The organism is Pseudomonas sp. HOU2, from assembly GCF_040729435.1.
Classification (GTDB): Bacteria; Pseudomonadota; Gammaproteobacteria; order Pseudomonadales; family Pseudomonadaceae; genus Aquipseudomonas.
The window spans coordinates 2,418,034-2,435,171 of sequence record NZ_CP160398.1; the positions used below are offsets into that span (position 1 = coordinate 2,418,034).

Here is a 17,138-nt window from a genome sequence, read left to right on the forward strand (position 1 = left end):
TTTGCGTGCACGCCAATAGACGGACGACCGGACTGGCGCCACACTCCCACACCAGCAACACTCATCACCACGAACAGAAAGAGGATTCGCACATGCTATGGAAAAAAGGCCGACGCAGTGACAACGTCGTCGATGCCCGTGGCGATGATAGCGGCGGCGGCGGTGGCATGCGGTTCGGTGGCGGCAAAGGCCTGAGCCTGGGGGCGATCCTGCTGATCGTCGGCATCGGCTGGATCACCGGCCAGGATCCGTTGCAGATCCTTGGCCAGCTCACTGGGCAAATGACCGAGCAATCGGCACCGGCCAGTACGCAGACGCGTCAGGCGCCACCGGCCAACGACCAGCAGGCCGAATTCGTGCGTTCGATCCTCGGCGATACCGAAGACACCTGGGGCGCCATCTTCCAGCAGGCTGGTCGCCAATATAAGGACCCGACCCTGGTGCTGTTCAGCAACCGGGTGAATTCCGCCTGCGGTCTGGCGACTTCGGCGACCGGCCCGTTCTATTGCCCGGCAGATCAGAAAGTCTATCTGGACATGGCCTTCTTCCAGGAAATGGCCCAGCGCTTCAAGGCCGCCGGCGACTTCGCCCAGGCCTACGTGATCGCGCACGAAGTCGGCCACCATGTGCAGACGCTGCTCGGCGTCTCGGCAAAAATTCAGACGGCCCGTCAGCAGGGCCGGCAGATGCAGGGCGACGGTGGTTTGCTGGTGCGTCAGGAATTGCAGGCCGACTGTCTGGCCGGCGTCTGGGCCTACCATGCGCAGAAGCGCCTGAACTGGCTGGAACCGGGTGACGTCGAAGAGGCCTTGAATGCGGCCAACGCCATCGGTGATGATCGCCTGCAACAACAGGGTCAGGGCCGCGTGGTACCGGACTCGTTTACCCATGGCACGTCGGCGCAGAGGGTGCGCTGGTTCAAAACCGGTTTCGCCCAGGGCCAGGTCGGCCAGTGCGATACCTTCGCGGCGAAAAATTTGTAAATGCGCAAATGGCTTCTGGCTTTACTGATCATCGGCGGCAACGCGCACGCGGCAGGCGTCGATGCCATCAGCCCCGGGCGCTTGCAGTTCGAGGCCGGCGAAATGGCCGTCGGCATCAGCCCGGCACCGGAAAAAATCGAACGGGTGCTGATCGTCATTCACGGTCGGCTGCGCAATGCCGAGACCTATCGCAAGAGTGCCGAGCGCGCCACCGAACTGGCCGGGCAAACCGCGCACACGCTGGTGATCGCGCCACAGTTTCTCAACGAAAGCGATGTCGCTTTGTACTCCCTGCCCAACACATTGCTGCGCTGGAAAGGCAACGAGTGGATGGGCGGCGGGTTATCCACAGGGCCGAAGCCGCTGAGTTCCTACGCCGCACTCGACGCCATCGTCGCCCGGGTCAGCGACCGCAAGCAGTTTCCGGACGTGCAGCAGATCGTGATTTTCGGCCATTCCGGTGGCGGCCAGGTGGTGCAGCGCTACGCCCTGCTGGCCAAGGATCAGCCGGCGCTGAAGGCCAATGGCATTCGCCTGCGCTATGTGGTGGCCAATCCGTCGTCGTACGCTTATTTCAATGAACAGCGGCCGGTGGCGTTCGATCACGCACAGTGCCCGGGTTTCAATCGCTGGAAGTACGGTCTGGCAGACATGCCGGTATACGCCGGTGGGCAAACGCCGTTGCAGCTTGAGAGCAGCTACATCAAACGCGAAGTGATTTATCTGCTGGGGCAGCAGGATATAGACCCGCAACATCCGGCGCTGGACAAGAGTTGCGCCGCCGAGGCCCAGGGCGCGTATCGGCTGGAGCGCGGCAAGCTGTTTTTCGGCTACCTGCTGCGTCGCCATCCGGAAGGGGTCAATCAGCGGCTGGTTGAAGTGCCCGGGGTCGGGCATAACGGCGATGGGATGTCGACGTCGCCGGAGGGGCAGAAAGCGTTGTTTGATTAATGACTTGTGGTGACTGTTGAGGCGCCATCGCGAGCAGGCTCACTCCTACAGGGGAAACGCATTCCAATTGTAGGAGTGAGCCTGCTCGCGATGAGGCCAGATCAGACAATAAAGATCTCAGACCGAAAGCATCCGCCGCAACTCGACACAATCCTGCGCATGCCAATCCGTCAGCTCCGGCCACGGATTGTCCGGCAGATTCACCAGCACCGTCCGCGCCCCGGCCGCTCGCCCGCAATCCAGGTCAAAGCGGTAATCCCCGACCATCACCATCTCACTTGCCGGCACGTTCCACGCCTCCGCCAGTTTCAGCAACCCGCCGGGGTGCGGCTTCGGCGGTGCCTCATCGCGGCCCAGCACATCGTCCACGGCGAAGCAGTCGGCCAGGCCAATGGCTTCAAGTGTCACATGCGCCAGCTCGCGCGCATTGCGGGTCAGGATGCCGAGGCGATAGCCACGCCCGTGCAGATCGCGCACCAGCTCCACTGCACCCGTCGCCGGTTTTGAACCCAGCGCCAGATCGCGTTCATGCTCCAGCAGCCAGGCATGTTTCGCCGCGGCTTCCTCGGCGGGAAGTGCCGCGAGATGCGTAAGAATGTCGTCCTCGGGCGGAATCGCCAGCGCCACGCGGATCGCCGCAAAGTCATGCACGGCGATGGTCAGGGTGCCGTCCATGTCGAACACCCAATGCTTCATATCGCTCAGGCTCATGCCCAGTCCTTGCGGTGACGAATCAGGCCTTCCTGGGTCACCGACGCCACCAGTTGCCCGGCGCGGTTGTACACGCTGCCACGGGAGAAACCCCGGGAATTGCCGGCCCACGGGCTGTCCATCGCATAGAGCAGCCAGTCATCGGCGCGCAGATCGTTGTGGAACCACAACGCGTGATCGAGGCTGGCGACCTGCATGTCTTTTTGCCAGACCGACTTGCCGTGCGGCAGCATCGACGTGGTCAGCAAACCGAAGTCCGAAGCGTAGGCCAGCAGGTATTTGTGCAGCGCCGGAATGTCGGCCAACGCACCGTCGGCACGGAACCACACGTACTTCACCGGATCGGCCGGTTGCGGGTTGTATGGATCTTTTTCGGTGACCGGGCGCACTTCGATCGGTTTCGGGCACAGCAGTTTTTCGCGCATGTGCTCAGGAATCAGGTGCGCGCGTTGCTGGGTCAGTTCCAGTTCCGACGGCAGGTTTTCCGGGCCGACCACCACCGGCATCTGGCTCTGGTGCTCGAAGCCTGCCTCGTCATATTGAAACGAAGCGCTGCAGGTGAAGATCGGATGGCCCTTCTGGATGGCCGTGACCCGGCGAGTACTGAAACTGCCGCCATCGCGCACGCGATCCACCGAATACACCACTGGCAACTTGGCGTCGCCCGGACGCAGGAAATAACCGTGCATCGAATGCACGTGGCGCGCCTCTTCAACCGTCTGACTGGCCGCCGACAGCGACTGACCGAGTACCTGACCACCGAACAACTGACGGAAACCCAGATCCTGGCTGCGGCCACGGAACAGGTTTTCCTCAATCGGCTCCAGGGTCAGCAGGTCGACCAGATCTTCCAACACTTGGCTCATTCAGACTCTCCTCACACAACGCTATGCCGCGCAGTCTTGGCTGCGGCGGCCCATTCAGGTTCTGGCGCGAGCCACTGTCGCGCCATTGTAAACGTCCGTGTCGGCTTAGCCATGCAGGGTTTGCAGCCATTGCTCCCTGGTAATCCGGTACAACAGATGCCGACGCAACGGGTGATCGACGGCAAGTTTGGGGTGATCGAAATCATCGGCCGGATCGTGCTGCATGCCAATCGCCTGCATGACTTTCTCCGACGGCAGATTGCTCTGCGCGGTGAAAGACACGATCTCCTTCAGCGACAACCGGTCAAAGCCGCACCGCAGAGCGGTCCACGCCGCTTCACTGGCATAGCCCAGGCCCCAGTGCTCCTTGGCGAGACGCCAGCCGATTTCCACCGCCGGGGTGAACGGCGCATCGAAACCGACCACACCCAGGCCAGTGAAACCGATGAACTCACCGCTGTCCTTGCGCTCCAGCGCCCACAGACCGAAACCGTGCTCGGCAAAATGCCCGCGCACCCGGCCGATCATCGACGCACTTTCCAGACGGCTCAGGGGCTGTGGAAAATAACGCATGACCTGCGGATCGGCACACATCGCCGCAAATGCCGGCAAATCCTCGTCCTGCCATTGGCGCATCAGTAATCGCGCACTTTCCAGTTGCAGTATCGGCTCCATCATGCCCCTCCGTTTCCATGCCGCAAGTCTACATCGCTGGTAGGATCGTTCACTCTTTCCATCGTTCCTGAATGAAGTTGCCATGCCCCTGCCGCTGATCTACCACGAAGACTACAGCCCCGAGTTTCCGGCGGATCACCGCTTTCCGATGGACAAGTTCCGTTTGCTGCGCGACCACCTGATCGACAGTGGCCTGACCCGCGATGCCGACCTGCTGCGTCCCGAGATCTGCCCCAACGACATCCTCGCCCTGGCGCATGACCGTCGCTATATCGAACGTTACATGAGCGGCGAGTTGTCCCGCGAAGACCAGCGGCGCCTCGGCCTGCCGTGGAACGAAGCCTTGGCGCGGCGCACGGTGCGGGCGGTCGGCGGCTCGATTCTGGCGGCGGAAAAAGCCCTTGAGCATGGTCTGGCCTGTCACCTCGCCGGCGGCACCCATCACGCCCACTACGACTACCCGGCCGGGTTCTGCATCTTCAACGACCTGGCGATCATCAGCCATTACCTGCTGCAAAGCGGTCGGGTGAACCGGGTGCTGATCTTCGATTGCGACGTGCATCAGGGCGACGGCACCGCGCGAATCCTCCACGACACGCCGGAGGCCATTACCGTTTCCCTGCACTGCGAAAAGAATTTTCCGGCACGCAAGGCCGAAAGCGACTGGGACATTCCGCTGCCCAACGGCATGGGCGATGCCGATTATCTGAAAGTGGTGGATGACACGCTCAACTACCTGCTGCCGCTTTATCAACCGGATCTGGTGCTGTACGACGCCGGGGTCGATGTGCACAAGGACGACGCCCTCGGTTATCTGCAGCTGACAGACGAAGGCGTTGCCGCCCGCGATGAAAGCGTGATGCGCCATTGCCTGGGCCGCGACATCCCGGTAGTCGGCGTGATCGGCGGCGGCTACAGCAAGGATCGCCACGCCCTCGCCCGCCGCCACGGCATCCTGCATCACAGCGCGCAACGGGTCTGGACGTCACACGGTTGTCACTAAGCTGTGCTGCGTTACCCACAATCGCTGTGGAACGGCCTGTGGATAACCTGAGCGAAAGGCACTACAGGCCATACCGGCTATGACGTCCAATGCACTGATCAATTTTCAACCAGATTCTGGAATTCACCTTCGATCACCTTGTAGGAGCTGCCGCAGGCTGCGATCTTTTGATCTTTGTTTTCTCAAGGCCAAGATCAAAAGATCGCAGCCTGCGGCAGCTCCTACACGGATCCCGGCTGTTAGAATGCGCGCCTCATCCCGCCATACCGCAGCGCACGCCATGACCCAGACCTCCGCCCCCCTCCCCGCTCACGTCGCCATCATCGGCGGTGGCCCCGCCGGCCTGATGGCCGCCGAAGTGCTGAGCCAGGCCGGCGTGCGCGTCGATCTGTACGACGGCATGCCCTCGGTGGGGCGCAAGTTTCTGCTGGCCGGGGTCGGCGGCATGAACATCACCCATTCTGAACCTTACCCGGCGTTCCTCGCGCGCTACGCCGAACGCGCACCGCAGATCGCGCCCTTGCTGCGCGGCTTCGATGCCGACGCGTTGTGCCGCTGGATTCATGAGCTGGGCATCGAGACCTTCATCGGCAGCTCCGGCCGGGTGTTCCCCACCGACATGAAAGCCGCCCCGCTGTTGCGCGCCTGGCTCAAACGCCTGCGCGACAGCGGCGTGGTGATCCACACCCGCCATCGCTGGCTCGGATGGGATGCACACGGCGCACTGCGCATCGCCAGCGCCGAAGGCGAAATCACCGTCAAACCCGACGCCACCCTGCTCGCCCTCGGCGGCGGCAGTTGGTCGCGGCTGGGTTCGGATGGCGCATGGATGCTGCCCCTGGAGCAACGCGGCGTAGGACTGGCGCCATTGCAGCCGAGCAATTGCGGCTTCGAGGTGCAGGCCTGGAGCGAGTTCCTTGTCAGCAAATTCGCCGGCTCACCGCTGAAAAATGTCGCCATCGGTTTGAACGACGATATCCCGCGCTTGGGCGAATGCGTGATTACCGCTACCGGAGTTGAAGGCAGCCTGATCTATGCGCTGTCGGCACCGATTCGCGAGGCGATCAATACGCAGGGTTCAGCCACGGTGCACATCGATCTGTTGCCCGGCCGACCTGTGGATAAATTGCAGGCAGCGTTGAGCAAACCGCGCGGTTCGCGTTCGATGGCCAAGCATCTGCACAGTCAGGTCGGAATTGATGGGGTGAAAGCGGCGTTGTTGCGTGAACTGACTGACGCGGCAACCTTCGCTGATCCGGCGTTGTTGGCGCGGGCGATCAAGGCGTTGCCGCTGACGTTGGTGAAAGCGCGGCCGCTGGACGAAGCCATCAGCAGTGCCGGTGGAGTGACGTTCGAGGCGCTGGATGAGCGCTTGATGCTCAAGGCGTTGCCGGGGGTGTTTTGTGCGGGGGAGATGCTCGATTGGGAAGCGCCGACCGGTGGCTATCTGCTGACCGGGTGTTTTGCCAGCGGGCGGGCGGCGGGGATTGGAATGTTGCAGTGGCTCAAGTCCGAGGTGCCTGCCTGAACCCTCACCCCAACCCTCTCCCCGAGGGAGAGGGAGCCGACCGAGGTGTATGGCGTAACACATCGACCTGAAAGACCGAGTCGATTGTGGATTCACAGCAGCAGAATCAGGTCGGCGTAGAATTCAAGCATCCCCCAATCAGTCCCCTCTCCCTCCGGGAGAGGGTTAGGGTGAGGGGCTTTTGGCTTTAAGGCTTGCGCTTGCGCGGCCCGGTATTGAACACCGGCACTTTACGCACAGGCTTGATCGAAGGCTCCGGCGCCTGAGTCTCACCGCTGTCGACCCACTTGCCGAGATTGCGCTTGCCGCCACCGCCGCCGGACGTCTTCGGCTTTTTCGGCTTTTTCGGCTTCTTGATCACCTGACCACTGGCGTCGGTATCCGGCACGCGGTGCTCGGGTTCGAAGTCCGGTTCGTTGTGGCGCTTCAAGGTCTGACGCGTGAGCATCTCGATCGCCGACAGCAGATTCACTTCATCGGCACACACCAGCGAAATCGCCTCGCCGGTCGCACCGGCACGGCCGGTACGACCAATGCGGTGAATGTAATCCTCGGCGACGATCGGCAGGTCGAAGTTGACCACCAGCGGCAGGTCTTCGATGTCCAGCCCCCGAGCCGCGACGTCGGTCGCCACCAGAATCTGCACTTCGCTGAGTTTGAAACGATCCAGTGCACGCTGACGGGTGGCCTGCGGTTTGTCACCGTGGATGCCGTCGGCATTCACACCCAGGCCCTGGAGTTTTTCCACCAGCGCATCCACACCGTTGCGAGTCTTGGCGAACACCAGCACCTGCTTCCACTTGTTCTTGCGCATCAGGTGCACGAACAGTTCCGGCTTGCGCTTCTTGTCCACCGTCACCACCCACTGCTTGACGGTGTTGGCCGCGACGTTGCGCGGGCTGACTTCGATGCTCAGCGGATCGTTGAGCATCTGCCCGGCCAGCAGGCGGATGTCATCGGAGAAAGTCGCAGAGAACAGCAGCGTCTGACGCTTTTTCGGCAGCATGCGGTAAATGTTCGCCAGTTCTTCGGAGAAGCCCAGGTCGAGCATGCGGTCGGCTTCATCCAGCACCAGGGTTTGCAACTGATCGAGTTTCAACGCGTTCTGGCGGAACAGGTCGATCAGGCGACCCGGCGTGGCGACCAGCACATCAACGCCGCCGCGCAACTTCATCATCTGCGGGTTGATGCTGACGCCGCCGTACACCGCATACGTGCGTAATGGCAGGTTTTCAGCGTATTGGCGCACCGACTCATGAACCTGCTCCGCCAGCTCGCGGGTCGGCACCAGAATCAGCGCACGCACCGAGTTGGCGGTGACTTTCGGCCCTTCCATCGCCAGCAGTTGCAGCAGCGGCAAGGCGAAACCGGCGGTCTTGCCGGTGCCGGTCTGGGCCGCGGCCATCAGGTCGCGACCGGCCAGCACAGCCGGAATGGCCTGCGCCTGCACCGGCGTCGGGGTCTGGTAGCCGAGCTTCTCGAGGGAGCGCAGCAAGGGTTCGATCAGGCCAAGGGTGGCGAAAGTCATGGGAGTACCGTAGGAAAAATTCAGCGCAATTGTGCGACACGAGTGTGCAATGGCGCGCAGTTTACCCTAATTCACACGCTGTTCTGCTCCGACGGCGGTGTTCGCCGGCTCCACGACGAGCGGCTGCGCCGGCCGCCGCCACTGTGGCAGACCGATCAGCACCACCGCACTGATGATCACCAGCATCGCCAGCGCTTCTTCCATGCCAATGGTCTCGCCGACAAACACGATCCCCAGCAACACTGCCACCGCCGGGTTGACGTAGGCATAACTGGTGGCCGCCGCCGGACGCACGTGCTTGAGCAGGTACATGTAGGAATTGAAGGCGATGATCGAGCCGAAGAAAATCAGGTAGCCCAGGGCCAGCCAGCCCTCCACCGGCGGCAAGGCTTGCAGGTGTTCGCCACTGACCGCGCTGCCGATCAGCAGCACCACGCCGCCCACCAGCATCTCCACGGCACTGGCCATCGCTCCCTGCGGCAATGGCAGATGTTTGCTCCACACCGAACCGAACGCCCAGGTCGCCGCCGCAAAAATCAGCAGCGCCGCACCCAGCGGACTCGATTGCAGGTTCGAGCCCATGTTGAGCATGGCGATGCCGACAATTCCCAACGCCACCCCGGCCCACTCCAGGCGAGTATTGCGCGCGCCCCAGAAATAGCCGAAGAGCAACGTGAACAACGGCACCGTCGCCACCGCCAGTGCCGCCACGCCGGAAGCCACGCCGGTGTGCTCGGCGACACTGACCGCGCCGTTACCGAAACTGAGCAGCAGAATCCCGATGATCCCCGCCGCTTTCCACTGTGCCCAGGTCGGCGCCGGCGCCCCGCGCCAGCGCAGGAAGGCGTACATCAGGCTGCCGGCAATCACGAAGCGTACCCCGCCGAGCATCAGCGGCGGCCAGTATTCGACGCCGAGGCGGATCACCAGATAGGTCGATCCCCAAATCACGTACAGCGCAAAAAACGCGGCGATCAACGGCAAGGAAAAACGGCGCAAGGCAGGCATGGGCAGCTCGACAGTCAGAGGCAGGGTGTGAATTATTCTAGAAAGGCCCGCGAGCAAAAATAAGCTACAAAACCTGTTTATCACGCCGGTACACTTTTGAAACAACGGAGATCGACGGGCTAAACCGTGATTTCGAAAGTCTGGCAATTTCAGGAGTCCGGCCTTGGACAAATACGACCGCATGCTGCTCAGCGCCCTGTTGGAAAACGGTCGCGCGTCCTACGCCGACCTGGCGCGCAAAGTGAACCTGTCCGCCCCCGCCGTGGCCGAGCGCGTGGCCAAGCTTGAAGCGGCCGGGGTGATCACCGGGTATCAGGCGAACATCGACCTGTCGAAAATCGGCTTGCCGATCCAGTGCATGATCGAATTGCGCCTGCACCAGAACGGCAGCCAGAAGGTCTACGACGAACTGGTGAAAATCCCGCAACTCACCGAGTGCTTTCGAGTGACCGGCGATCCGTGCGTGATGATGAAGGGTGCGGTGGGGTCGATGACGGAGCTGGAGGAGCTGATCAATCGCGTGGCGAAGTTTGGCTTCAGCAAGACTTCGATTGTGTTGTCGAGCGCGATCGAAAAGCGCGTGCCGTTGAGCCATATCGAAAGCAACGGCAAGTAATCAGCCCCACCGAAACGCCCCTGTAGGAGCTGCCGAAGGCTGCGATCTTTTGACTTTGACTTTGACTTTTAGAAGCAAGATCAAAAGATCGCAGCCTTCGGCAGCTCCTACAGGGGTTCTGTGTCGGGCTGGGGATCAGCGATAGCGCTGCAGGTGTTCGCTGACCTTGGCCGCCGGGACTTTCTGCAGTTTGCACAGCAGGTCGTGGGACAGTTCACGTACGCCATGCTTGCTGCGCAGTTCATCCGCCAGGTGCGCCATCAGGTTGGCCGCCATCTCCGCATCCGCCATCGCCCTGTGCGCCTGGCCGGTGTGCGGCAGGCGGGCGAAAGTGGTGAGAGTCCCGAGCTTGTGATTCGGCGCCGCCGGCATCAGGCGGCGGGCCAGCAGCAGCGAACAGGCGAAGTTCTGCAATCGGGTGCGTTTGATTCGCCCCAGCTCGAAGTCCCAGAACTTCTGGTCGAACGAGGCGTTGTGCGCGACCAGCGGCGTGCAGCCAACGAACTCGTTGACCTCTTCCATGACCCGCTCCGCCGCAGGCGCGGTGCGCAGCATGGCGTTGCTGATGCCGGTCAGTTGTTCGATAAACGCAGGAACGCGGACGCCGGCGTTCATCAGGCTTTGATAACGCTCGACGATGCGGCCGTTTTCCAGCATGACCACGGCAATTTCCGTGGCGCGACAGCTGCTGTTCGGCGACAGGCCGGTGGTTTCAAAGTCGATGACTGCAATGCGTTCCAAACCGGGTTCAACTCCGTTCAAATCAATTCTTGAGCAACGCTCAGTTTTTCAACAGCAGTGCGCCTTCGATCGGCACATAACGGCTGGCGGCGCGGATCAGCGAGTTGGCTGTCAGGCCCGGCACGCCGTAGGCCACTGCCTGTACGCCGTGCTTGCTGATGATGCGTTCGAGCAGCATGTCAAAGTCACCGTCACCGGAGGCCAGGACGACCTCGTCGACGTGGTCGGCGGCGTCCATGATGTCGAGGGTGATGCCCACGTCCCAGTCGCCCTTGGCCGAGCCATCGCTGCGCTGGATGTAGGGTTTGAGTTTCACGGTGAAACCGAGGTTGCGCAGGATCTGCTGGAACTGCTGTTGTTTGCTGTCGCCACGATCGATGGCGTAAGCATAGGCCTCGACGATCTGCCCCTGCTTGCTGATGTCAGCCCACAGTGCGGCGTAGTTGAAATGGCAACCATAGGCCTGACGCACGGTGTAGTAGAGGTTCTGCACGTCGGCGAACACTGCGATTTTTTTCACCGGAATTCCTGTGAGCGCACAGCGCCCAAAGCGGGATCAGGCGCCGGGCCCGAAAAAGGCGCTCAGTATGCCAGTAAAAAGCAGTGTGGCGAGGGAGCTTGTCGAATCGTCGCACCGTCCCGCTGGGTTGCGCAGCGACCCTGTCTTTAAAAGAAGGGCCTGCTGCGCAGTCCAGCGGGAGCAAGCTCCCTCGCCACAAGGTTCGATGCCTGACCGTTAGTCAGACGAACGAATCGTCGTCATCGAAGAACGACGAGTTGTCATCGCTGTAATCAGTGTCGGTAAACCCGCCCTGATCATTGCCAGAGAAACCGTTATCGGCCACACGCTGGTCATTGCCCCAGTCGTTGCCGCTCTGGTCAGCCACTTGCGCCGGCTCTTCCTTGATCACTTCAACAATTTCTTCGGGCTGCTGGTTGTGATGGAACAGGCTGCTGATGCCCTGTGCCAGCATCACCCCACCGGCCACGCCAGCCGCGGTTTTCAGGGCGCCGCCGAGGAAGCTGCTGCCCGCGGCCGGGGCTGCTTGCTGCGCATAGTTGGGCGGTGGCGCGGCGTAGTTCTGTTGTGGCGCTGGCGCAGCGTAGTTCTGTTGTGGCGCCGGTTCACGCCAGCCGCCGGTGGAGGCCGGAGCGCTCTGGGTCGGCGCTGGACGCGAGCTGCCGCCGCCGAAGATGCTCGACAGGAAACCACCGCCGCCGCTTGGCGCCGGGGCCGCGCTCTGGGACTTGGCCGCTTGCAGTTCAGCCTGCAATTGCTGGACTTGTTGGGTCAGCTGCTTGTTCTGTTCGTCGAGGCTCTTGATGGCCGCCTCTTGCACCAGAATCGCCTGGGTCATGAAATAACCTGCCGCCGGCTGGCGGGTCAGGTGTTCCTTGATCCGCGCCTCGGCCTGGGCGTCGCGCGGGGCTGCCTCCGTTTCGGCCTGTTGCAGCCGGGAAAACAGTCCATCGATCAGGGTTTGCTCTTCGCTGTTCATGGCGACCTCGTAGATTGCCGGGGATAACGTTGCCCGTGTCCACGGTGGACATGGCGCACCTCTGTAATGGAGGCAGTGACAGGATGTTTCAACGACCTTTACCGAATGTTTACGTTTGTGTCGGCCCGCCCATCATCGGTTAAAGTGAGCCACTGTTTTCGACCTGCGATACCGACTGATGAATGCCTTCGATGTACTGCGCGACTCTCTGTATTTTTTCAAACGCCATCTGGCAAGCATCGTGCAGCTGTGCCTGCCGCTGGTGATCTTTGAAGCGGCGCTGCAGCAAGTGGTGGATCACGTCACCGACCCGGACAGTTTCTCCGCCGTCAGCGTGGTCGTCGGTCTGCTGGTGTATCCGCTGTACACCGCCGCGCTGATCCTGTTTCTCGACGCCCGCACCCGTGGCGAAGCTCCGCGCAATCTCGATCTGCTGGCGATGTCCGCGCGCCTGTGGCCGCGTTTCGCCCTGCTCACGGCGCTCAATACCTTGCTGATTCTGCTGGGGCTGTCGCTGTATTTCCTGCCGGGCCTGATGCTGATGGTCATGCTCGCATTCGCTGAATACCTGTTGGTGTTGCGCGGCATGGGGCCGTTGCAGGCGATGAAGGAAAGCCTGCGCCTGACCCGTGGGCATTTCTGGCGGATCCTGCTGTGCATTCTGTGTGTGATGGGGCCGTTGTGGCTGCTCAAGGGCGCGACCCTGGCGGCGTACCCCGACCCGCAGAATCCGCTGATCGCGGTCCTGATCGACAGCGCGCACAGTTTCCTGCAACTGTTCACCAGCGTGGTGCTGTTCCGCCTGTTCATGCTGATCAGCGAATTGCCTGACAAACGTAACGGCGCGGTCTGACTTCACGGCCCTTGGGCCAAGGCTCTGCGGTCAGGTATGCTCGGAGCCACTTTTGTAACGCGATAAGCCGAGCCATGCCCCGTCTACTGCGCTACACCCTGTTGTTGATTGCGCTCGCCATCGCCCTGATTGGCGGGCTGCTCTACAGCCTGACCTGGCGCCCCGGCGCGCGCGAAACACTGCCCGTTACCTGCAGCGGTACGCCGCCGACCCTGGTGCCGGGGCAAGCGCTGAAAGTCATGACCTGGAACGTGCAGTACCTCGCGGGCAAGCGCTACGTGTTCTGGAACGATCTGGCCCAGGGCACCGATGAAGCGCCCACCCCGGAAGACATGGCCTTCAGCCTCGACGAAGTGGCGCGGGTGATTCGCGACGAGCAGCCCGACGTGGTGTTGTTGCAGGAGCTGGATGACGGTGCCAAGGCCAGTGACTATCAGAATCAGCTCAAATTGCTGCAGGAACGGGTGGCAGACCTCTACCCCTGCAGCACCCACGCCTTCGACTGGAAGGCCGATTTCGTTCCCGATCCGCACATCTTCGGCAGCGTTGGCCGGCAACTGGCGACCCTCAGCCGTTACCGCATCGAACACGCCGAACGCCTGCAATTGCCGGTACCCCCGGCGAATTTCATCGCCCGCCAGTTCGAACCCAAGGACGCCCTGCTCGCCACCAAGCTGCCGCTGAGCGACGGCGGGCAACTGACGGTGTTCAACACCCATCTGGATCGCGCCAGCCAACCGGACGAGACCTTGCAGGCACAAGTGACGGCGGTGGCCAAGGTGCTCGACAAGTACGAAAGCCAGGGCCTGCCATGGCTGATCGGCGGTGACTTCAACCTGTTGCCGCTGGGCCAGTATCAGCGTCTGCCCGCCGAGCAGCGCACGCCCTACTCCATCGACAGCGCCCTGCATCTGCTGTGGGACAAGTACCCGATGATCCCGACCAACAACGAAGCCAGCGGCATCGACCGCGCCCACTGGCTGACCCACTACCCCAACGACCCCGGCCTGAATGGCCCGGATCGCACCGTCGACTATCTGTTCTACAGCCCGAAGATCAAACGGGTCGAAGCGAGGGTGCGCCAGGACGATGCCTTGCGCATTTCCGATCACTTGCCGGTGATTGCGCGGTTCCTGCTGCCCGCCACCCCCTGATCACCAATTACCCCTGTAGGAGCTGCCGAAGGTTCGGGCCGCGTTCGGACGATCTTTTGATCTTAAAAAACAAGATCAAAAGATCGCAGCCTTCGGCAGCTCCTACAGGAGGCTTATGTGATCAATGGACTTCCTCGAGGTCGTCATGCAGCAAGCCGAAAATCTCGCGCTTCATCTCGATAAACGAACGCTCCATGACCATGTCCAGTGAGCGCGGACGTTCGATCGGCACGTCGAGGATCTGCTTGATCCGCCCCGGTTTGGCGCCCATCACATAGACCCGGTCGCCAAGCAGGATCGCCTCGTCGATATCGTGGGTGACGAATAGCACGGTCTTCTTGCTGTTGCCCCAGACCCGCAGCAGCAACTGCTGCATCTGCAAACGGGTCTGGCTGTCGAGCGCGCCGAACGGTTCGTCCATCAGCAGGATCTGCGGATCATTGGCCAGCGCCCGGGCAATCGCCACGCGCTGCATCATGCCGCCCGAGAGTTGCTTGGCATAGCTGTCGGCGAAGCCGCTGAGGCCGACCTCATTGACGTAGTAATCGACAATTTCCTTGCGCCGCGCCGCCGGCATGCCGCGCCGCTTGAGGCCGAACTCGACGTTCTGCCGCACCGTCAGCCACGGAAACAGCGTGTAGCTCTGGAACACCATGCCGCGATCAGCACCCGGACCCTGCACTTGCTGACCGCCGACGTAGATCTCGCCGGAGGTCGGCTCGGCGAGGCCGGCAGTCAGGTACAACAGACTCGACTTGCCGCAGCCCGACGGCCCGACCAGCACCGCGAACTGCTGATCCGGCACGTCGAACGACACCTGTTCCAGTGCGGTAAACGTGCCGCCGTCGGGCTTTTTGTAACGCAGGCTGACCTTGTCCACTTGCAGGCGCGGGGCGGCCTGCGGCGCAGCAGCGCGCGGTTCGGTAAAGCGATGATTGGCGGCGGTTACTGAGCCCATGCGGCAACCCTCAGGCGGAGAAAGCGGAACAGTTGATCGGTGACCAGACCCAGCAGGCCGATGATCGCGATGGCGAGGAAAATCACGTCGACCTGAAAGCCGCGCATGGCTTTCAGGCTCAGGTAACCGAGGCCACTCGACGCCGCGACCAGTTCGGCCACCACCAGATAGGTCCATGCCCAACCCATGGTCACGCGCAAGGTGTCGAGCACGCCCGGCACCGAGGCCGGGGCGATCACATGCAACACCGCATCGCGGCGATTGGAGCCGAGGGTGTAGGAGGCGTTGATCAGATCCTTGGAAATGCCTTTGGAGACGTCAGCGATCATCACCAGTTGCTGGAAGAACACGCCGAAGATGATCACCGACACGCGCTGCTCCAGACCGATGCCGATCCACAGAATGAACAGCGGCACGAACGAGGTCACCGGCAGGTAGCGAATGAAATTGACCAGCGGTTCGAGGAACGCCTGGACGATGCGAAAGCTGCCCATTAACAACCCCAGCGGCACCGCCACCAGCGACGACACAATGAAGCCGACCATCACCACTTCGACACTGGCCCACACATGGGTACCAAGAGTACCGTCGCGGCTCAGGCGCACGGCGGCTTCAACCACCGCGCCGGGCGTCGGCAAAAACATCCCCGGGACGATGCCGCCGTAAGACAACCCGGCCCACAGGCCGACCAACAACACCCAGGCCAGACCGCTGGCGCTCCACACCACTGGCACCGGCAATCCGGTCTTGGGCGTCAGGCAGCGGCTCAGCCATGATTTGCGCTTGAACATGCGGACCTCCTAGAGCGGGCTGACGAAACGGTTGTCGACCAACTCGTCGTGGCTGACGTTGTAGGGTTTACCTTGCAGTTCGCTGGCGGTCTCGTTGGCGAGTTTGATAAGCGCGGCGCTGTCACCCGGTTTGCCCGGCGAGCCGAGAAGTTTTTCGCTCATGGCCTGATCGTAGAAACGCACACCTTTGGCGGCAGCGGCCAGTTCCTTCGGATCGGAGAGATAACCGCCGACGCCTTTGGCCATGATCGCGTAGGCCTCGTCCGGGTGTTCCTGGGTGTATTTGACCGCCTTGTACAAACCGGCGACCAACGCCTTGACGTCCTGCGGCTGTTTTTCGATGACGCTGCAATTAAGCGCCACCACATCGACGATCACCCCCGGCGTGCTGCTGCTGTCGATCAGCACCTTGCCCTGCTGCTTGTCGCGGACCATCGACAGGTGCGGTTCCCAGGTCACGGCGGCTGGCACTCGACCGGCGATGAACGCGGTGGCGGCATCGTCAGCGGTCATGTTCTGCACGGTGATGTCGCTCATTTTCATGCCGTTCTTTTTCAGCAGGTACGACAGCCAGAACTGCGAAGTCGAGCCTTCGTTGACGGCCACGGCCTGGCCCTTGAGTTCCTGCAGCGACTTCACATCCTTGCCCACCAGCACGCCGTCGCCGCCGTGGCTGTCATCCAGTGCTGCCACGGCCTTGAAGCAGAACTGCGGCCGGTACTTGAGCACTTCGTCGATGGTCGAGGCCGAGCCGGACAATTGCCCGGAAGCCTGGGCGGCCATGTACATCGAGGCTTCTTCGACCACCGGCAATTCGACGGTCAGGCCGTTTTCCTTGAAGTAGCCCAGATCCTGAGCCAGATACAGCGTGCCATAGCCAACCCAGGTGGTATGGCCGATGGACAAGGTGCCGGCCTGCGCGCTGGTCGCGACCGTGGCGGCCAGGGCGGTGATTGCCAGAGGATGGGTGAGACGGATACACAAGGACTTGATCATGGAGCACTCCCGACGCTGTTGATTTAGTTTTGTCATGGGCAGTACGGCCGGCACCGATGATGTGAATTCACGCTGCGGTCTCTGCTGGACTCTGGCGTGAAACATCGGGCTGGCGAGATCGATGGTGGCCCATGTGCGAGCCGAGGAAAATCAGGAAATTGTTGGCAGCAAATGATGAAAAAACTGCTTAGGGCGCACCGTGAAAGCGCGGGGTTGGCGGGGATGCTCACGATCGGTGCAAGCCAGGAATTTTCACTGCCTGGAAGAATGCCATCGC

At 61.8% G+C, this 17,138-nt stretch carries 18 protein-coding genes; 7 read left to right on the top strand and 11 right to left on the bottom strand.

Features of this window, described 5'->3' with window-relative positions:
* Positions 1–92: 92 nt before the first annotated feature.
* Both ABV589_RS10855 and ABV589_RS10860 read left to right on the top strand, forming a co-directional pair.
* On the top strand, positions 93–983 hold the full coding sequence (locus ABV589_RS10855) for a neutral zinc metallopeptidase (protein ID WP_027612863.1): 891 nt from the start codon (positions 93–95) through the stop codon (positions 981–983).
* The gene (locus ABV589_RS10860; protein WP_367085810.1) at positions 984–1,934 is read left to right on the top strand and encodes an alpha/beta fold hydrolase; all 951 of its coding nucleotides are present in this window, start codon (positions 984–986) and stop codon (positions 1,932–1,934) included. It abuts the gene before it with no gap.
* A gap of 117 nt (positions 1,935–2,051) precedes the next feature.
* On the opposite strand, the gene ABV589_RS10865 is transcribed toward ABV589_RS10860, so the two are convergent.
* The 3 genes from ABV589_RS10865 to ABV589_RS10875 all read right to left on the bottom strand — a co-directional run bounded on the left by ABV589_RS10865 (position 2,052) and on the right by ABV589_RS10875 (position 4,186).
* On the bottom strand, positions 2,052–2,645 hold the full coding sequence (locus ABV589_RS10865; protein ID WP_367085811.1) for an HAD family hydrolase: 594 nt from the start codon (positions 2,643–2,645) through the stop codon (positions 2,052–2,054).
* Positions 2,642–3,511: an acyl-CoA thioesterase II gene (gene tesB, locus ABV589_RS10870; RefSeq protein ID WP_003228466.1), complete on the bottom strand. Its 870-nt coding sequence runs from the start codon at positions 3,509–3,511 to the stop codon at positions 2,642–2,644. Before tesB ends, ABV589_RS10865 begins: the two co-directional genes overlap by 4 nt.
* Before the next feature lie 105 nt (positions 3,512–3,616).
* Entirely contained in the window at positions 3,617–4,186 is a 570-nt protein-coding gene (locus tag ABV589_RS10875; RefSeq protein WP_367086190.1) for a GNAT family N-acetyltransferase, read from the bottom strand.
* Positions 4,187–4,268: 82 nt separating this feature from the next.
* On the opposite strand from ABV589_RS10875, the gene ABV589_RS10880 reads away from it, so the two are divergent.
* Positions 4,269–5,189, top strand: coding sequence for a histone deacetylase (locus ABV589_RS10880; RefSeq protein ID WP_329695815.1), 921 nt, complete (start codon positions 4,269–4,271; stop codon positions 5,187–5,189).
* Between the two features lie 280 nt (positions 5,190–5,469).
* Positions 5,470–6,717 (top strand): TIGR03862 family flavoprotein, encoded by a 1,248-nt coding sequence (locus ABV589_RS10885; RefSeq protein WP_367085813.1) that lies wholly within the window; start codon positions 5,470–5,472, stop codon positions 6,715–6,717.
* Between the two features lie 187 nt (positions 6,718–6,904).
* On the opposite strand, the gene ABV589_RS10890 is transcribed toward ABV589_RS10885, so the two are convergent.
* Together ABV589_RS10890 and yedA are read right to left on the bottom strand one after the other, a co-directional pair.
* On the bottom strand, positions 6,905–8,245 hold the full coding sequence (locus ABV589_RS10890) for a DEAD/DEAH box helicase (RefSeq protein WP_367085814.1): 1,341 nt from the start codon (positions 8,243–8,245) through the stop codon (positions 6,905–6,907).
* 66 nt (positions 8,246–8,311) lie between these two features.
* Complete coding sequence (gene yedA, locus ABV589_RS10895) at positions 8,312–9,253, bottom strand: drug/metabolite exporter YedA (RefSeq protein WP_367085815.1); 942 nt, start codon at positions 9,251–9,253, stop codon at positions 8,312–8,314.
* Positions 9,254–9,416: 163 nt separating this feature from the next.
* Here yedA and ABV589_RS10900 point away from each other — a divergent pair, with 163 nt between their 5' ends.
* Positions 9,417–9,869, top strand: a complete 453-nt coding sequence (locus ABV589_RS10900) for an Lrp/AsnC family transcriptional regulator (protein ID WP_123588902.1) — start codon at positions 9,417–9,419, stop codon at positions 9,867–9,869.
* A gap of 135 nt (positions 9,870–10,004) precedes the next feature.
* Here ABV589_RS10900 and ABV589_RS10905 read toward each other — a convergent pair whose 3' ends face one another.
* The 3 genes from ABV589_RS10905 to ABV589_RS10915 form a co-directional block, all read right to left on the bottom strand.
* Positions 10,005–10,610: a 3'-5' exonuclease gene (locus ABV589_RS10905; protein WP_007963711.1), complete on the bottom strand. Its 606-nt coding sequence runs from the start codon at positions 10,608–10,610 to the stop codon at positions 10,005–10,007.
* A gap of 40 nt (positions 10,611–10,650) precedes the next feature.
* Positions 10,651–11,130, bottom strand: coding sequence for an NYN domain-containing protein (locus ABV589_RS10910; RefSeq protein ID WP_024780298.1), 480 nt, complete (start codon positions 11,128–11,130; stop codon positions 10,651–10,653).
* 220 nt (positions 11,131–11,350) lie between these two features.
* Complete coding sequence (locus tag ABV589_RS10915; RefSeq protein WP_098965755.1) at positions 11,351–12,109, bottom strand: DUF2076 domain-containing protein; 759 nt, start codon at positions 12,107–12,109, stop codon at positions 11,351–11,353.
* Positions 12,110–12,287: 178 nt separating this feature from the next.
* On the opposite strand from ABV589_RS10915, the gene ABV589_RS10920 reads away from it, so the two are divergent.
* Positions 12,288–12,962, top strand: coding sequence for a YciC family protein (locus tag ABV589_RS10920; protein ID WP_367085817.1), 675 nt, complete (start codon positions 12,288–12,290; stop codon positions 12,960–12,962).
* Between the two features lie 74 nt (positions 12,963–13,036).
* The gene (locus ABV589_RS10925; RefSeq protein WP_367085818.1) at positions 13,037–14,116 is read left to right on the top strand and encodes an endonuclease/exonuclease/phosphatase family protein; all 1,080 of its coding nucleotides are present in this window, start codon (positions 13,037–13,039) and stop codon (positions 14,114–14,116) included.
* 121 nt (positions 14,117–14,237) lie between these two features.
* On the opposite strand, the gene ABV589_RS10930 is transcribed toward ABV589_RS10925, so the two are convergent.
* From ABV589_RS10930 to ABV589_RS10940, 3 genes are read right to left on the bottom strand one after another with little or no spacing between them, the layout of a single operon-like run.
* The gene (locus ABV589_RS10930) at positions 14,238–15,074 is read right to left on the bottom strand and encodes an ABC transporter ATP-binding protein (protein WP_367085819.1); all 837 of its coding nucleotides are present in this window, start codon (positions 15,072–15,074) and stop codon (positions 14,238–14,240) included.
* Positions 15,062–15,865, bottom strand: a complete 804-nt coding sequence (locus ABV589_RS10935) for an ABC transporter permease (protein ID WP_108590011.1) — start codon at positions 15,863–15,865, stop codon at positions 15,062–15,064. Before ABV589_RS10935 ends, ABV589_RS10930 begins: the two co-directional genes overlap by 13 nt.
* Before the next feature lie 9 nt (positions 15,866–15,874).
* The gene (locus ABV589_RS10940) at positions 15,875–16,861 is read right to left on the bottom strand and encodes an ABC transporter substrate-binding protein (RefSeq protein WP_047602567.1); all 987 of its coding nucleotides are present in this window, start codon (positions 16,859–16,861) and stop codon (positions 15,875–15,877) included.
* Positions 16,862–17,138: the final 277 nt, after the last annotated feature.

What these genes read in the sequence shown, in the direction of transcription:
- ABV589_RS10920 (WP_367085817.1), top strand. Translation starts at nt 12,288, where the DNA reads ATGAATGCCTTCGATGTACTGCGCGACTCTCTGTATTTTTTCAAACGC.
- ABV589_RS10935 (WP_108590011.1), bottom strand. Translation starts at nt 15,865, where the DNA reads ATGTTCAAGCGCAAATCATGGCTGAGCCGCTGCCTGACGCCCAAGACC.
- ABV589_RS10940 (WP_047602567.1), bottom strand. Translation starts at nt 16,861, where the DNA reads ATGATCAAGTCCTTGTGTATCCGTCTCACCCATCCTCTGGCAATCACC.
- ABV589_RS10890 (WP_367085814.1), bottom strand. Translation starts at nt 8,245, where the DNA reads ATGACTTTCGCCACCCTTGGCCTGATCGAACCCTTGCTGCGCTCCCTC.
- ABV589_RS10865 (WP_367085811.1), bottom strand. Translation starts at nt 2,645, where the DNA reads ATGAGCCTGAGCGATATGAAGCATTGGGTGTTCGACATGGACGGCACC.
- ABV589_RS10880 (WP_329695815.1), top strand. Translation starts at nt 4,269, where the DNA reads ATGCCCCTGCCGCTGATCTACCACGAAGACTACAGCCCCGAGTTTCCG.
- ABV589_RS10855 (WP_027612863.1), top strand. Translation starts at nt 93, where the DNA reads ATGCTATGGAAAAAAGGCCGACGCAGTGACAACGTCGTCGATGCCCGT.
- ABV589_RS10930 (WP_367085819.1), bottom strand. Translation starts at nt 15,074, where the DNA reads ATGGGCTCAGTAACCGCCGCCAATCATCGCTTTACCGAACCGCGCGCT.
- ABV589_RS10925 (WP_367085818.1), top strand. Translation starts at nt 13,037, where the DNA reads ATGCCCCGTCTACTGCGCTACACCCTGTTGTTGATTGCGCTCGCCATC.
- ABV589_RS10860 (WP_367085810.1), top strand. Translation starts at nt 984, where the DNA reads ATGCGCAAATGGCTTCTGGCTTTACTGATCATCGGCGGCAACGCGCAC.
- yedA (WP_367085815.1), bottom strand. Translation starts at nt 9,253, where the DNA reads ATGCCTGCCTTGCGCCGTTTTTCCTTGCCGTTGATCGCCGCGTTTTTT.
- tesB (WP_003228466.1), bottom strand. Translation starts at nt 3,511, where the DNA reads ATGAGCCAAGTGTTGGAAGATCTGGTCGACCTGCTGACCCTGGAGCCG.
- ABV589_RS10915 (WP_098965755.1), bottom strand. Translation starts at nt 12,109, where the DNA reads ATGAACAGCGAAGAGCAAACCCTGATCGATGGACTGTTTTCCCGGCTG.
- ABV589_RS10875 (WP_367086190.1), bottom strand. Translation starts at nt 4,186, where the DNA reads ATGGAGCCGATACTGCAACTGGAAAGTGCGCGATTACTGATGCGCCAA.
- ABV589_RS10885 (WP_367085813.1), top strand. Translation starts at nt 5,470, where the DNA reads ATGACCCAGACCTCCGCCCCCCTCCCCGCTCACGTCGCCATCATCGGC.